The following is a 12,728-nucleotide window of genomic DNA, read 5'->3' as shown; positions in this document are numbered from 1 at the left end:
TTCGCGAGCTTTGCTCGCTCCTACAGGGGCCGCATTTCTCTGGTAGGAGCGAGCAAAGCTCGCGAATAGGCCGGCACAGGCAATCCATCAATCGGAAGCCAGCACCGCCGCAATCCGGTTCCCAGCCTTGGCCTTCTCCAACCTGATGGCCACGAACTTCGAGGTCGGCGTGTAGGTGCCTTCGCCATAACTTTCCAGCGGCACCAGTGGGTTGGTTTCCGGGTAGTACGCCGCTGCCTGCCCATCCGGAATGTCGTAGGGCACCAGGCGGAACCCTGACACCCGGCGTTCCACACCGTCTTCCCACAACGACACCAAGTCCACATGCTCGCCCGGCTCGAAGCCGAGCCGGCGAATGTCGGCCTCGCTGACGAACACCACTTCACGCAGGCCGAACACCCCGCGATAACGGTCGTCCAGCCCGTACAAGGTGGTGTTGTACTGGTCGTGGGAGCGCATGGTCTGCAGGATCAGGTCCGGCTTGTCACCGCGCGCCAGCACCTTGGCGTTGACCAGCTCCTCGGGCAGCGCATGGGGCATGAAACGCGCCTTGCCGGTGGCCGTGCGGAAATTGCGCTCGGCGGCGTTGTTGCCCAGGTGGAAGCCACCCGGGTGCTGCAGGCGTTCATTGAAATTGGCGAAACCGGGGATAACGTCAGCGATCATGCTGCGAATCCGGTTATAGTCGGCAACCGCATACTCCCAGTCGATCGGCTGGTTGCCCAAGGTGGCCTTGGCCATGCCGGCGATGATCCACGGCTCCGAGCGCATGTGCGGCGAACGCGGGCGCAGCTGGCCGTTGGAGATGTGCACCATGCTGAAGGTGTCCTCCACGGTCACCCCTTGCGGCCCTTCTTCCTGCAGGTCGATCTCGGTACGGCCCAGGCACGGCAGAATCAACGCATCGCGGCCTGTCACCAGGTGCGAACGGTTGAGTTTGGTGGAAATCTGCACGGTCAGCGCGCAGTTCTGCAAGGCGGCATGGGTACGCGGGGTGTCGGGGGTGGCCTGGGCGAAGTTGCCGCCAAGGCCGATGAACACCTTGGCCCGGCCTTCCTCCATGGCCTTGATCGCCAGCACCGCGTTGTGCCCATGGGCACGCGGCACACGGAACTGGAAGCGTTTCTCGATGGCATCGAGCAGCGCCGCCTTGGGCTTCTCGTCGATGCCCATGGTGCGGTCGCCCTGCACGTTGCTGTGGCCGCGCACCGGCGACAGGCCGGCACCCGGCTTGCCAACGTTGCCACGCAGCAGCTGCAGGTTGACGATCTCCTGCACGGTCGGCACCGAATGGCGGTGCTGGGTAACGCCCATGGCCCAGCACATGATTACCCGCTCGGCCTTGCGGTACATGCGCGCGGCCAGCTCGATCTCGGCCAGGGTCAGGCCCGATTGCTTGACGATGTGCTCCCAGGAGGTGGCGTCCACGGCCTTCAGGTAGTCATCGACGCCACTGGTGTGCTCGGCGATGAAGGCATGGTCGAACACCGCCGGCTCACCCTTGGCCTGGGCTTCGCGCTCCCATTGCAGCAGGAACTTGGCGATGCCGCGCATGGCCGCCATGTCCCCGCCCAGGGCCGGGCGGAAATAGGCGTTGGTGGTGGGTTCGGAGCCGTTGCTGAGCATTTCGAACGGATGCTGCGGGTGCTGGAAGCGCTCCAGGCCACGCTCCTTGAGCGGGTTGAAGCACACCACCTGCGCCCCACGCTTGACCGCCTCGCGCAGCGGTTCGAGCATGCGCGGGTGGTTGGTGCCGGGGTTCTGGCCGATCACGAAGATCGCGTCGGCCAGCTCCAGGTCGTGAAACACCACGGTGCCCTTGCCAACCCCAAGGGTTTCCGACATGCCCGCGCCACTGGCCTCGTGGCACATGTTCGAGCAGTCGGGGAAATTGTTGGTGCCGTAGGCACGCACGAACAGCTGGTAGAGAAACGCCGCCTCGTTACTGGCCCGGCCAGAGGTGTAGAACTCGGCCTGATCGGGCGATTCGAGCGCGCGCAGGTGCTTGGCCACCAGTTCGAAGGCCTCTTGCCAGGTGGTTTCCACGTAATGGTCGGTGGCGGCGTCGTAGCGCATCGGGTGGGTCAGGCGGCCCTGGTATTCGAGCCAGTAGTCGGTCTGGTCCTTCAGTGCGCTGACGCTGTACTTGGCGAAGAATGCCGGGTCTACCGAGCGGCCGGTGGCTTCCCAGTTCACTGCCTTGGCGCCGTTCTCGCAGAACTTCACCATGTCGCTTTCCGGCGATTCGCCCCAGGCGCAACCGGGGCAGTCGAAACCGCCGTTCTGGTTGGTCTTGAGCATGGCCCGCAGGTTCTTGAAGGCGTTGTCGCTGCCCAACCAGCTCTTGGTCACGCTCTTGAGCGCCCCCCAGCCGGCGGCGGGGCCTTTGTAGTCCCTGATGTGTTGGTCCTGGCTCATGGGGCGATTCCTCACGCTTGGGTGCTTTTTTCCAGCGTATGGAGCCAGGGTAGGACCGTCCAATCGAAATGCCTTACCCCTTGATAGGCCGTTTCGATCATCGGAATTCGCCAGGAAATTCGCGAGCTACAGGGCTCGCAATTCCCTGTAGGAGCGAGCGCAGCTCGCGATGCGCCGCCAAGCGGCGCCAGCCCTAACCTACGATAGAGCCTATCGATCAACCGGTCGGGCAAAGCAATTTGACGCCCCTGCAGCCAAGTTATAGCTTGGAGTTGTGCCCCCCTTAGAGCGCCAACGTGAACCAGAACAGCCGGGCCCTGATCGACGGCTTCAACCGGAAAATCGACTACCTGCGGATGTCGGTCACCGACCGCTGCGACTTCCGTTGCGTCTATTGCATGGCCGAAGACATGCAATTCCTGCCGCGCCAGCAAATCCTCAGCCTTGAAGAACTGTTCCAGGTGGCCGAGCGCTTCGTCGCCCTGGGCACCCGCAAGATCCGCCTCACCGGCGGCGAGCCGCTGGTACGCCAGGGCATCGTCGACCTCTGCGGGCGCATCGCCGCCCTGCCCGGCCTGCGCGAACTGTGCATGACCAGCAACGGCTCGCAACTCGGCCGCCTGGCCCAGCCGCTGTTCGACGCCGGGGTCACGCGCCTCAACATCAGCCTCGACAGCCTCGACGCCCAGCTATTCAAGCAATTGACCCGTACCGGTGACCTGCACCAGGTGATCGCCGGCATCGACGCCGCGCGCCAGGCGGGGTTTACCCGCACCAAACTCAACTGCGTGGTGCTCAAGGGCCGCAACGACCATGAACTGGTCGACCTGGTGCGTTTCGCCATCGACCGCGAGCTGGACATCACCTTCATCGAGGAAATGCCGCTGGGGGTAATCAGCGAGCACCAGCGTGGCGAATCGTTCTGTTCCAGTGACGAGGTGCGCGAACGCCTGGCCGAGCACTTCACCCTGGTCGAGTCGGCCGAATCGTCCCGGGGCCCGGCGCGCTACTGGCGCCTGGCCGAAGCTGCACACACCCGGGTTGGCTTCATCTCGCCCCACAGCCACAACTTCTGCGCCACCTGCAACCGCGTGCGCCTTACCGTCGAAGGGCGCCTGCTGCTGTGCCTGGGCAACGAGCACTCGGTGGACCTCAAGCAGGTGCTGCGCGCCCACCCAGGCAATGCCGAGCGCCTGGAAAAAGCCATCCGCGATGCCCTGCCCCTGAAACCCTACCGCCACCACTTCGAAGTGGGCGGCGAGGTGCAGATCCTGCGTTTCATGAACATGACCGGCGGCTGATCGGCCGTCTCTGGATTTCCATGATTGTCCACCCCCACCCCGATGTGCTGCGCGTGCTGTTCACCCTCAAGGGTTCGATCGTCAAGCGCATTGCCCTGCGCTGCCTGATGGTCACCCTGCTGGCCGCGCTGATCGTGCTGGTCGAACGGCATTTCCCGGCGTTCTTCTACCCGGTAAGCGCCACGCCCTTCACCCTGCTGGGCCTGTCGCTGTCGATTTTCATGAGCTTTCGCAACAACGCCTGCTACGACCGCTGGTGGGAAGGGCGCAAGGCCTGGGGCAAGCTGATTATCGAAACCCGCTCGTTCGTGCGGGAAAGCCTGGTGATTGCCGACGAGAAACTGCGTGCCGAGCTGCTGCGCAGCCTGTGCGGCTTTGCCCATGGGCTCAATGCCAGGCTGCGCAGTGAGTGCGAGGTCCGCGCCGTGCGCCCATGGCTGGGCGAAGGCAAGCCGGTGGCGGTGCACAATGTGTGCGATGGCATCCTGCGTGATATCGGCAGCCAGTGCTCGCAACTGGCCGCCCAGGGGCAGATCAGCGAATGGCGCTATACCTTGCTGGAGCAACGCCTGGCGGGGCTGACCGAGGTGCAGGCCACCTGCGAGCGCATCAAGGGCTCGCCGTTGCCGTTCCCCTATACCCTGCTGCTGCACCGCACCATCTATATCTTCTGCCTGTTGCTGCCGTTTGCCCTGGCCGAACCGCTGGGCTGGCTGGCGCCGCTTTTTACCACCATCGTGGGGTACACCTTCTTTGGGCTGGATGCGATTGGCAACGAGCTGGAAGACCCGTTCGGGCGGGATGAGAACGACCTGCCGATGGATGCCATGGTGCGCACCGTGGAGCGCGATGTGCTGGGAGCCCTGGGGGTTGAGCCGTTGCCGCCGGTGTTGTTGCCGGTGGACTATGTATTGAGCTGATGGCCCTTTCGCGGGGCAAGCCCGCTCCGACAACGGTCGCGTTCCCCGAACGGGCGGGTCCCCCTGTAGGAGCGGGCTTGCCCCGCGAAAGGGCCGGCACAGACTAACCCCGGCTCTGGCAAGCCTCGATCGGTTTCAGGTGCTTCACAAAATTACAGGGCCGGTGCCGCGCATCCAGCTGTTCCACCAAAATCCCTTCCCAGGCCGTGCGACACGCGCCCGTCGAGCCCGGCAGGCAGCACACCAGGGTGCCATTGGAAATCCCGGCCAGCGCCCTGCTCTGCACCGTGGAACTGCCGATATCAAGAATCGACAAGGCGCGGAACAGCTCGCCAAAACCGTCCACCTGCCGCTCCAGCAAGCACTGCACCGCCTCTGGCGTGCTGTCCCGCCCGGTAAAGCCGGTGCCGCCGGTAACCAGCACCACCTGCACCTGCTCATCGGCGATCCAGGTGGCGACCTGGGCGCGAATCTTGTACAGGTCATCCTTGAGCAGCGCCCGCGCCACCAGGCGATGGCCCACTTCCACCGAGCGGCTGGCCAGCAGCTCGCCAGAGGTGTCGTTGTCAAACGTGCGGGTATCGCTGACAGTCAGCACGGCAATGTTGAGCGGTACGAAAACCGCATCGGGTTGAACGCGCACGGTAAAGCTCCTTCAATGGCCTGGCCGCAACGCTAGGGCCAAGCCCGGCAAGCGTCCAATCGAAAAGGCGAACCGGCCGATCAATGGCGTCTATCGCAAACGTGGGTTAAGGTCAGCTCAACCCGCACCCAGGCACCTCCATGGACATCAAGCAGCTCAAGTTCCTCATCGCCCTCGACCAGACCCGCCACTTCGGCCAGGCGGCCGCGCTGTGCCACATCACCCAGCCGACCCTGTCCATGCGCCTACGCAACCTGGAGGACGAACTGGACCTGGTACTGGTCAAGCGCGGCCAGCGCTTCGAAGGCTTCACCGAGGCCGGCGAGCGCATCCTGGCCTGGGCCCGCACCCTGCTCGCCGCCCACGATGGGCTGCAGGCCGAGGCCGCCAGTTGCCGTGGCCAGGTGGTTGGCAGCCTGCGCCTGGGCAGCGTGCCGCTGGCCAGTTTCAACCCCATGCACCTGCTGCTGCCGCTGCGCGAGAAGTACCCCGAGCTGCAGTTCCAGCTCAGCGCCCACAGCACCGAGCAGATCATGGACGGCCTGAGCCGCAACCAGCTCGACCTGGGCATTTGTTACCTGGACCAGGTCAATGCCAATTTCTTCGAAGTGATCGAACTGGGCACCACCACCATGGGCCTGCTGTACGACACCCAGCATTTCCAGTTCGACGCCGAGCGCCTGCGCTGGGACGAGCTTGGCGATATCCCCCTGGGCCTGCTGAGCAAAGGCATGCATTACCGCCAGTCGCTGGACCTGAGCTTTCGCAGCCGCAGCCTGGAGCCCAACGCCGTGCTGGAAAGCGACTCGACGTTCCAGCTGGTGCAGGCCATCAACACCGGCGTGTGCTGCGCGATCATGCCGCTGGGTTGCGGCCTGGAAGACCTCAGCGAGCACATGCGCATCATCCCCATCGTCGACGCCAGCATCCACAGCCCAGTCGGCCTGTTGCTGCGCCGCAGCGAGCCACGTTCGGCGATTGCCGAGCAGTGTTTCGCCGAGGCCAAGGCCCTGTTTCAGCCGGGCTGACGGGCGGTTGCCTGGCGGTACTGGCGTGGGGTAAAGCCGGTCAGTTGCTTGAACTGGCGGCTGAAGGCGCTGTGGTCGGTGTAGCCGCAGCGCAAGGCCACTTCGGTGATCGGCATGTCCGAAAGCAGCAAGCGGTGGGCGTGCTCCAGGCGCGCCTTGTGGATCATCTGCCGGGGCGTGAGGTGGAACACCCGCTTGCAGTAGCGCTCCAGTTGCGCCACGGAAATGCCGGCGATGCGGGTCAGCTCGATCATGCTGATCGGCTGGTGGAAATGGCAGCGGATGTGTTCATCCACGGCGGCCAGGCGCTGGTAGGCCGGGTGGGTGTCGGCCGCTGACTGCAGGTCTACCGAAATGCCCACCAGGCCGATGATCTCGCCCGCCAGGTTGCGCAGCGGGCGCTTGTGGGTCAGGCACCAGCCCGGTTCGCGGCTGCCGTACAGATGCAATTCCAGTTGGTCCTCCAGTACCAGGCCATCCTTGAGCACGCGGCGGTCCTGCTCGGTATAGCCGGGGCCCAGTTGCGCCGGAAACACCTCGGCGCTGGTCTTGCCCAGCAGCGGCTGCAGGCGCTTGAGGCCACAACGCTGGACCAGGGTGGTGTTGGCCAGCACATAGCGGGCGGCCGGGTCCTTGATGAAGATCGCAGCGTTGGGGATCGCGTCGAGGATCGGCAGCAGCAGGCAAACACCGGCCAGCAGGGCCTCCAGGGTGGCGGGGCGGTGCTGGTCGAGGGACTGGTACAGGGTTGCCAGGGGGGTGTCGGTCATTTTGAAATTCTCTACCGGCTGAGCGGGCCCTTTCGCGGGCAAGCCCGCTCCCACAGGGGCTCCACAGATTTCGGATCTTGCGCCGTACCTGTGGGAGCGGGCTTGCCCGCGAAAGGGCCAGCAATGCCCACAGACCTCTAGAGCCCTTGTACGGCAGGCCCTGCAGCCTACCCATCCTGCCTCCACAGCCGCCACTCATTTCTGCAACTGTGCCGATTTCGTCATCCCACCTGCAGAAATCCATCAAGAACCCCTGCCCTGTTCAGGTCCACTCTATGCCCCACGCAAGCCGCCCAACCTTTACAAGAGCGCGGCCGCAATACGCCGCACCACGTGACATCAGACCTGCCTACCCAAAACTTACAAAAAGGCGCACCCATGTCAGGCAAATTCAAGAAACAGCTGTCATTGCTCGACCTCACCTTCATCGGCCTCGGTGCCATCTTCGGCTCCGGCTGGCTGTTCGCCGCCAGCCACGTCTCGGCCATCGCCGGGCCGGCCGGCATACTTTCCTGGTTCCTCGGCGGCTTCGCCGTGCTGCTGCTGGGCATCGTCTACTGCGAACTCGGCGCCGCCCTGCCGCGTGCCGGTGGCGTGGTGCGCTACCCGGTGTACTCCCACGGCCCACTGCTAGGCTACCTGATGGGCTTCATCACCCTGATCGCGTTCTCAAGCCTGATCGCCATCGAAGTGGTCGCCTCGCGCCAGTACGCCGCGGCCTGGTTCCCGGGGTTGACCAAGGCCGGCTCCAGCGACCCTACCGTGCTCGGCTGGCTGGTGCAGTTCGCCTTGCTGGGGCTGTTCTTCTTCCTCAACTACCGCAGCGTGAAGACCTTCGCCAAGGCCAACAACCTGGTCAGCGTGTTCAAGTTCATCGTGCCGCTGCTGGTGATCGGCGTGCTGTTCAGCTTCTTCAAGCCAGAAAACTTCGCCGCCCAGGGCTTTGCCCCGTTCGGCCTGTCTGGCGTTGAAATGGCTGTCTCGGCCGGTGGCATCATCTTCGCCTACCTGGGCCTGACGCCGATCATCTCGGTGGCCAGCGAGGTAAAGAACCCCCAACGCACCATCCCCATCGCGCTGATTCTCTCGGTGCTGCTGTCCACCGCCATCTACGCCCTGCTGCAACTGGCCTTCCTGGGCAGCGTGCCAACCGAAATGCTCAGCAACGGCTGGGCTGCAGTCACCAAGGAACTGGCCCTGCCCTACCGTGACATCGCCCTGGCCCTGGGCGTGGGCTGGCTGGCCTACCTGGTGGTGGCCGATGCGGTGATCTCGCCCAGCGGCTGCGGCAACATCTACATGAACGCCACACCGCGGGTGGTATACGGCTGGGCGCAAACCGGCACCTTCTTCAAATACTTCACCCGCATCGACGCCGAGTCCGGCATCCCGCGCCCGGCACTGTGGCTGACCTTCGCCCTGTCGGTGTTCTGGACCCTGCCATTCCCCTCCTGGGAAGCGCTGATCAACGTGGTATCTGCCGCCCTGGTGCTGAGCTACGCCGTGGCCCCGGTCACCGTCGCCGCCCTGCGCCGCAACGCCCCCAACATGCCGCGCCCGTTCCGGGTCAAGGGCATGGGCGTGCTCGGCCCGCTGTCGTTCATCATCGCCGCGCTGATCGTGTACTGGTCGGGCTGGAACACCGTGTCGTGGCTGCTGGCCCTGCAGATCGTGATGTTCGTGCTGTACCTGCTGTGCGGCCGCTTCGTGCCCACCCAGCACCTGTCGCTGGGCCAGCAAGTGCGCTCCTCGGCCTGGCTGATCGGCTTCTACGCGGTGACCATTTTGCTGTCGTGGCTGGGCAGCTTCGGCGGCCTGGGGGTGATCGGCCATCCGCTCGACACCCTGGCCGTGGCCGCCTGCGCCCTGGGCATCTACTACTGGGGCGCCGCCACCGGCGTGCCGGCCCACCTGGTGCGCCTGGAAGGCGAGGACGAAAGCGAAACGTCCACCGAACCCTACGCCGGCCGCCCGGCCGCCGTCGCCTCCTGACCTCTACGCAATGGACACGCCCATGAAACAGATTCACGTCATCGACTCGCATACCGGCGGCGAACCGACCCGCCTGGTAATGAAAGGTTTCCCGCCACTGCAGGGCCGCAGCATGGCCGAGCAGCGCGACGAACTGCGCGAGCTGCACGACCACTGGCGCCGCGCCTGTCTGCTGGAGCCACGCGGCAACGATGTGCTGGTGGGCGCGTTGTACTGCCCGCCGGTGTCGGCCGACGCCACCTGCGGGGTGATCTTCTTCAACAATGCCGGCTACCTGAACATGTGCGGCCACGGCACCATCGGCCTGGTCGCCTCGCTGCAGCACCTGGGCCTGATCGCGCCCGGCGAGCACAAGATCGACACCCCGGTCGGCCCGGTGAGCGCCACCCTGCACCCAGACGGCGCCATCACCGTCGGCAACGTGCCGTCCTACCGCTACCGCCAGCAGGTGGCGGTCGAGGTGCCTGGCCATGGCCGGGTGTACGGCGACATCGCCTGGGGCGGCAACTGGTTCTTCCTGGTGGCCGAACATGGCCAACGCATCGAGCTGGACAACCGCGAAGCCCTTACCGACTACACCTGGGCCCTGCTCAAGGCCCTTGAAGCCCAAGGCATCACCGGCGAGCACGGCGCGCCGATCGACCACGTCGAGCTGTTCGCCGACGACCCCAACGCCGACAGCCGCAACTTCGTGATGTGCCCCGGCAAGGCCTACGACCGCTCGCCCTGCGGCACCGGCACCAGCGCCAAGCTGGCGTGCCTGGCCGCCGACGGCAAGCTCGAAGCCGGCCAGACCTGGGTGCAGGCCAGCATCACCGGCAGCCAGTTCCACGGCCGCTACGAGCGCGACGGCGAGCGTATTCGCCCGTTCATCACCGGCCGCGCCCACATGACCGCCGACAGCACCCTGCTGATCGACGAGCAAGATCCGTTCGCCTGGGGCATCTGACCCCAGCTTCCCTACCCCACTGAATACCGCCAGGAGTGACAACAATGACCGACAACATCTTCACCGGCACCATGCCTGCCCTGATGACCCCCTGCACCGCCCAACGTAAACCGGATTTCGACGCGCTGGTGCGCAAGGGCCGTGAACTGATCGAAGCCGGCATGAGCGCCGTGGTGTACTGCGGGTCGATGGGCGACTGGCCACTTTTGACCGAGGCCGAGCGCCAGGAGGGCGTGGCGCGCCTGGTGGCGGCGGGTATCCCGACCATCGTCGGCACCGGCGCGGTGAACACCCGTGAGGCCGTCTCCCATGCAGCCCACGCCGCCAAGGTCGGGGCCGCCGGGCTGATGGTCATCCCCCGCGTGCTCAGCCGCGGCGCCTCGCTGATCGCCCAGAAGCACCACTTCTCGGCCATTCTGGCCGCTGCGCCGAAGCTGCCAGCGGTGATCTACAACAGCCCTTACTACGGGTTTGCCACCCGCGCCGACCTGTTCTTCGAACTGCGCCGTGAATTCCCCAACCTGATCGGCTTCAAGGAATTCGGCGGTGGCGCCGACCTGCGCTACGCCGCCGAGCACATCACCTCCCAGGACAACGACGTGACCCTGATGGTGGGCGTCGACACCCAGGTGGTGCATGGCTTCGTCAACTGCGCGGCCACTGGCGCCATCACCGGCATCGGCAACGCCCTGCCGCGTGAAGTGCTGCAACTGGTGAGCCTGAGCAAGCAAGCGGCCAAGGGCGACGCCCGGGCCCGCCGCCTGGCCCGTGAACTGGAAGCGGCGCTGGCGGTGCTGTCGTCGTTCGATGAAGGCTGCGACCTGGTGCTGTACTACAAGCACTTGATGGTGCTTAACGGCGACACCGAGTACAGCCTGCACTTCAACGAAACCGACGTGCTGACCGACGCCCAGCGCAACTATGCCGAGCAGCAGTACGGCCTGTTCCGCAATTGGTATGCAAGCTGGTCGGCGGAGCAGAACCAGGCCTGATCCCTCACCCCCTTGTAGGAGCGGGCTTGCCCCGCGAAGCAGGCAACACGGTACAGGCATGGCACCGGCTTCGCCGGTGTTCGCGGGGCAAGCCCGCTCCTACAGTTCGCTACTCCTGAATACAAAGGACGCCCCATGACCCTCACAGGCAACCTGCTGCTCGGCCAGCGCGCCGTGGCCGGCAGCCGCGACGCGATCCGCGCCATCGACCCGGCCACCAACCAGGCCCTCGAACCCGCCTACGCCGGCGGCACCGGCGAACACGTGGCCCAGGCCTGCGCACTGGCCTGGGCGGCGTTCGACGCCTACCGCGAAACAGCGCTGGAACAGCGCGCCCAGTTTCTTGAAACCATCGCCGACGAGATCGAAGCCCTCGGCGATACCCTGGTCGAGCGCGCCGTGGCCGAAACCGGCCTGCCCAAGGCGCGCATCCAGGGCGAACGTGGCCGCACCTGCACGCAACTGCGCACCTTCGCCCGGGTAGTGCGCAGCGGTGAATGGCTGGATGTGCGCATCGACCCAGCACAACCTGCGCGCCAGCCCCTGCCCCGCGCCGACCTGCGCCAGCGCCAGGTGGCCCTGGGCCCGGTAGCGGTGTTCGGCGCCAGCAACTTCCCCCTGGCCTTCTCGGTGGCTGGCGGCGACACCGCCTCGGCCCTGGCCGCCGGCTGCCCGGTGGTGGTCAAGGCCCACGCGGCGCACCCTGGCACCAGCGAATTGGTCGGCCAGGCCGTGGCCCGTGCCGTGAAGCGCTGCAACCTGCCCGAAGGCGTGTTCTCGCTGCTGTACGGCGCAGGCCGTGAAGTGGGCATCGCCCTGGTCAGCGACCCGCGCATCAAGGCGGTGGGTTTCACCGGCTCGCGCAGCGGCGGCATCGCCCTGTGCCAGGCCGCCCAGGCGCGGCCGGAGCCGATTCCGGTGTATGCCGAAATGAGCTCGATCAACCCGGTGTTTCTTCTCGATGCCGCCCTGCAGGCCCGCGCCGAACTGCTGGCGCAAGGCTTCGTCGCCTCGCTGACCCAGGGCGCCGGGCAGTTCTGCACCAACCCCGGGCTGGTGATCGCCCGCCAAGGGCCTGGCCTGCAACGCTTCATCGACACCGCCAGCGCGCACCTGCGCCAGGCGCCGGCGCAAACCATGCTCACCCCCGGCATTTTCAATGCCTACCAGGCCGGCGTTGACGCCCTGGCTGCCAACCCCAATGCCCAAGCCGCCGCCAGCGGCGTGCCAGGCCAAGGCCCGAACCAATGCCAGGCGCAGCTGTTCGTGACGCAAGCCGAGGCGTTTCTGGCCGACCCGCTGCTGCAAGCCGAGGTGTTCGGTGCTGCATCCCTGGTCGTGGCTTGCAGCAGCGACGAGCAGGTACGCCAGGTGGCCGAGCACCTGGAAGGCCAGCTGACCGCCACCCTGCAGCTGGACGATGGCGATATCGACAGCGCCCGCAAACTGCTACCCACCCTGGAACGCAAGGCCGGGCGCATTTTGGTCAACGGCTGGCCAACGGGCGTTGAGGTGTGTGACGCGATGGTCCACGGCGGCCCGTTCCCGGCCACTTCCGACACCCGCAGCACCTCGGTAGGCACGGCGGCGATCCTGCGCTTCCTGCGCCCGGTGTGCTACCAGGACTTCCCCGACGCCCTGCTGCCCAGCGCCTTGCAACACGGCAACCCGCTGCAGCTGCGACGCCTGCTCGACGGCCAACGGGAAGGCTGAGC

General features: G+C 65.8%; 10 protein-coding genes. 7 read left to right on the top strand and 3 right to left on the bottom strand.

What is annotated here, in order from left to right; genetic code table 11:
* Positions 1-87: 87 nt before the first annotated feature.
* A complete protein-coding gene (locus F3J44_RS22795; protein WP_167059437.1) occupies positions 88-2,418 on the bottom strand; it encodes an FdhF/YdeP family oxidoreductase in 2,331 nt (776 codons plus the stop codon).
* Positions 2,419-2,714: 296 nt separating this feature from the next.
* Between F3J44_RS22795 and moaA the strand changes: the two genes are divergently transcribed.
* Positions 2,715-3,719, top strand: coding sequence for a GTP 3',8-cyclase MoaA (moaA, locus tag F3J44_RS22790; protein ID WP_167059434.1), 1,005 nt, complete (start codon positions 2,715-2,717; stop codon positions 3,717-3,719).
* Between the two features lie 20 nt (positions 3,720-3,739).
* Positions 3,740-4,639 (top strand): bestrophin family protein, encoded by a 900-nt coding sequence (locus tag F3J44_RS22785; RefSeq protein WP_167276293.1) that lies wholly within the window; start codon positions 3,740-3,742, stop codon positions 4,637-4,639.
* A gap of 103 nt (positions 4,640-4,742) precedes the next feature.
* On the opposite strand, the gene moaB is transcribed toward F3J44_RS22785, so the two are convergent.
* Positions 4,743-5,282 (bottom strand): molybdenum cofactor biosynthesis protein B, encoded by a 540-nt coding sequence (gene moaB, locus F3J44_RS22780; RefSeq protein WP_167276291.1) that lies wholly within the window; start codon positions 5,280-5,282, stop codon positions 4,743-4,745.
* Positions 5,283-5,422: 140 nt separating this feature from the next.
* On the opposite strand from moaB, the gene F3J44_RS22775 reads away from it, so the two are divergent.
* Complete coding sequence (locus tag F3J44_RS22775) at positions 5,423-6,310, top strand: LysR family transcriptional regulator (protein ID WP_167059425.1); 888 nt, start codon at positions 5,423-5,425, stop codon at positions 6,308-6,310.
* Here F3J44_RS22775 and F3J44_RS22770 read toward each other — a convergent pair.
* Positions 6,298-7,080 carry an AraC family transcriptional regulator gene (locus tag F3J44_RS22770; protein ID WP_167059422.1) on the bottom strand — a complete coding sequence of 261 codons (783 nt, stop codon included), beginning with the start codon at positions 7,078-7,080 and terminating at the stop codon, positions 6,298-6,300. The genes F3J44_RS22775 and F3J44_RS22770 overlap by 13 nt on opposite strands.
* A gap of 378 nt (positions 7,081-7,458) precedes the next feature.
* Here F3J44_RS22770 and F3J44_RS22765 point away from each other — a divergent pair, with 378 nt between their 5' ends.
* The 4 genes from F3J44_RS22765 (at position 7,459) to F3J44_RS22750 (ending at position 12,726) form a co-directional block, all read left to right on the top strand.
* Entirely contained in the window at positions 7,459-9,072 is a 1,614-nt protein-coding gene (locus F3J44_RS22765) for an APC family permease (protein WP_167276290.1), read from the top strand.
* Between the two features lie 22 nt (positions 9,073-9,094).
* Positions 9,095-10,021 carry a 4-hydroxyproline epimerase gene (locus F3J44_RS22760; RefSeq protein ID WP_167276288.1) on the top strand — a complete coding sequence of 309 codons (927 nt, stop codon included), beginning with the start codon at positions 9,095-9,097 and terminating at the stop codon, positions 10,019-10,021.
* A 44-nt stretch (positions 10,022-10,065) separates the two neighbouring features.
* The gene (locus F3J44_RS22755) at positions 10,066-11,013 is read left to right on the top strand and encodes a dihydrodipicolinate synthase family protein (RefSeq protein WP_167276286.1); all 948 of its coding nucleotides are present in this window, start codon (positions 10,066-10,068) and stop codon (positions 11,011-11,013) included.
* A gap of 135 nt (positions 11,014-11,148) precedes the next feature.
* Positions 11,149-12,726, top strand: coding sequence for an aldehyde dehydrogenase (NADP(+)) (locus F3J44_RS22750; protein ID WP_167276285.1), 1,578 nt, complete (start codon positions 11,149-11,151; stop codon positions 12,724-12,726).
* The last annotated feature ends 2 nt before the right edge of the window (positions 12,727-12,728 follow it).

Source organism: Pantoea sp. Tr-811 (assembly GCF_011752535.1).
GTDB lineage: Bacteria > Pseudomonadota > Gammaproteobacteria > Pseudomonadales > Pseudomonadaceae > Aquipseudomonas.
This window is presented reverse-complemented; position numbering and strand designations above follow the sequence as displayed.

Excerpts from the sequence above, each read along its gene's own strand:
- F3J44_RS22795 (WP_167059437.1), bottom strand. The coding sequence starts at position 2,418 with ATGAGCCAGGACCAACACATCAGGGACTACAAAGGCCCCGCCGCCGGC.
- F3J44_RS22785 (WP_167276293.1), top strand. The coding sequence starts at position 3,740 with ATGATTGTCCACCCCCACCCCGATGTGCTGCGCGTGCTGTTCACCCTC.
- F3J44_RS22775 (WP_167059425.1), top strand. The coding sequence starts at position 5,423 with ATGGACATCAAGCAGCTCAAGTTCCTCATCGCCCTCGACCAGACCCGC.
- F3J44_RS22770 (WP_167059422.1), bottom strand. The coding sequence starts at position 7,080 with ATGACCGACACCCCCCTGGCAACCCTGTACCAGTCCCTCGACCAGCAC.
- F3J44_RS22765 (WP_167276290.1), top strand. The coding sequence starts at position 7,459 with ATGTCAGGCAAATTCAAGAAACAGCTGTCATTGCTCGACCTCACCTTC.
- F3J44_RS22760 (WP_167276288.1), top strand. The coding sequence starts at position 9,095 with ATGAAACAGATTCACGTCATCGACTCGCATACCGGCGGCGAACCGACC.
- F3J44_RS22755 (WP_167276286.1), top strand. The coding sequence starts at position 10,066 with ATGACCGACAACATCTTCACCGGCACCATGCCTGCCCTGATGACCCCC.
- F3J44_RS22750 (WP_167276285.1), top strand. The coding sequence starts at position 11,149 with ATGACCCTCACAGGCAACCTGCTGCTCGGCCAGCGCGCCGTGGCCGGC.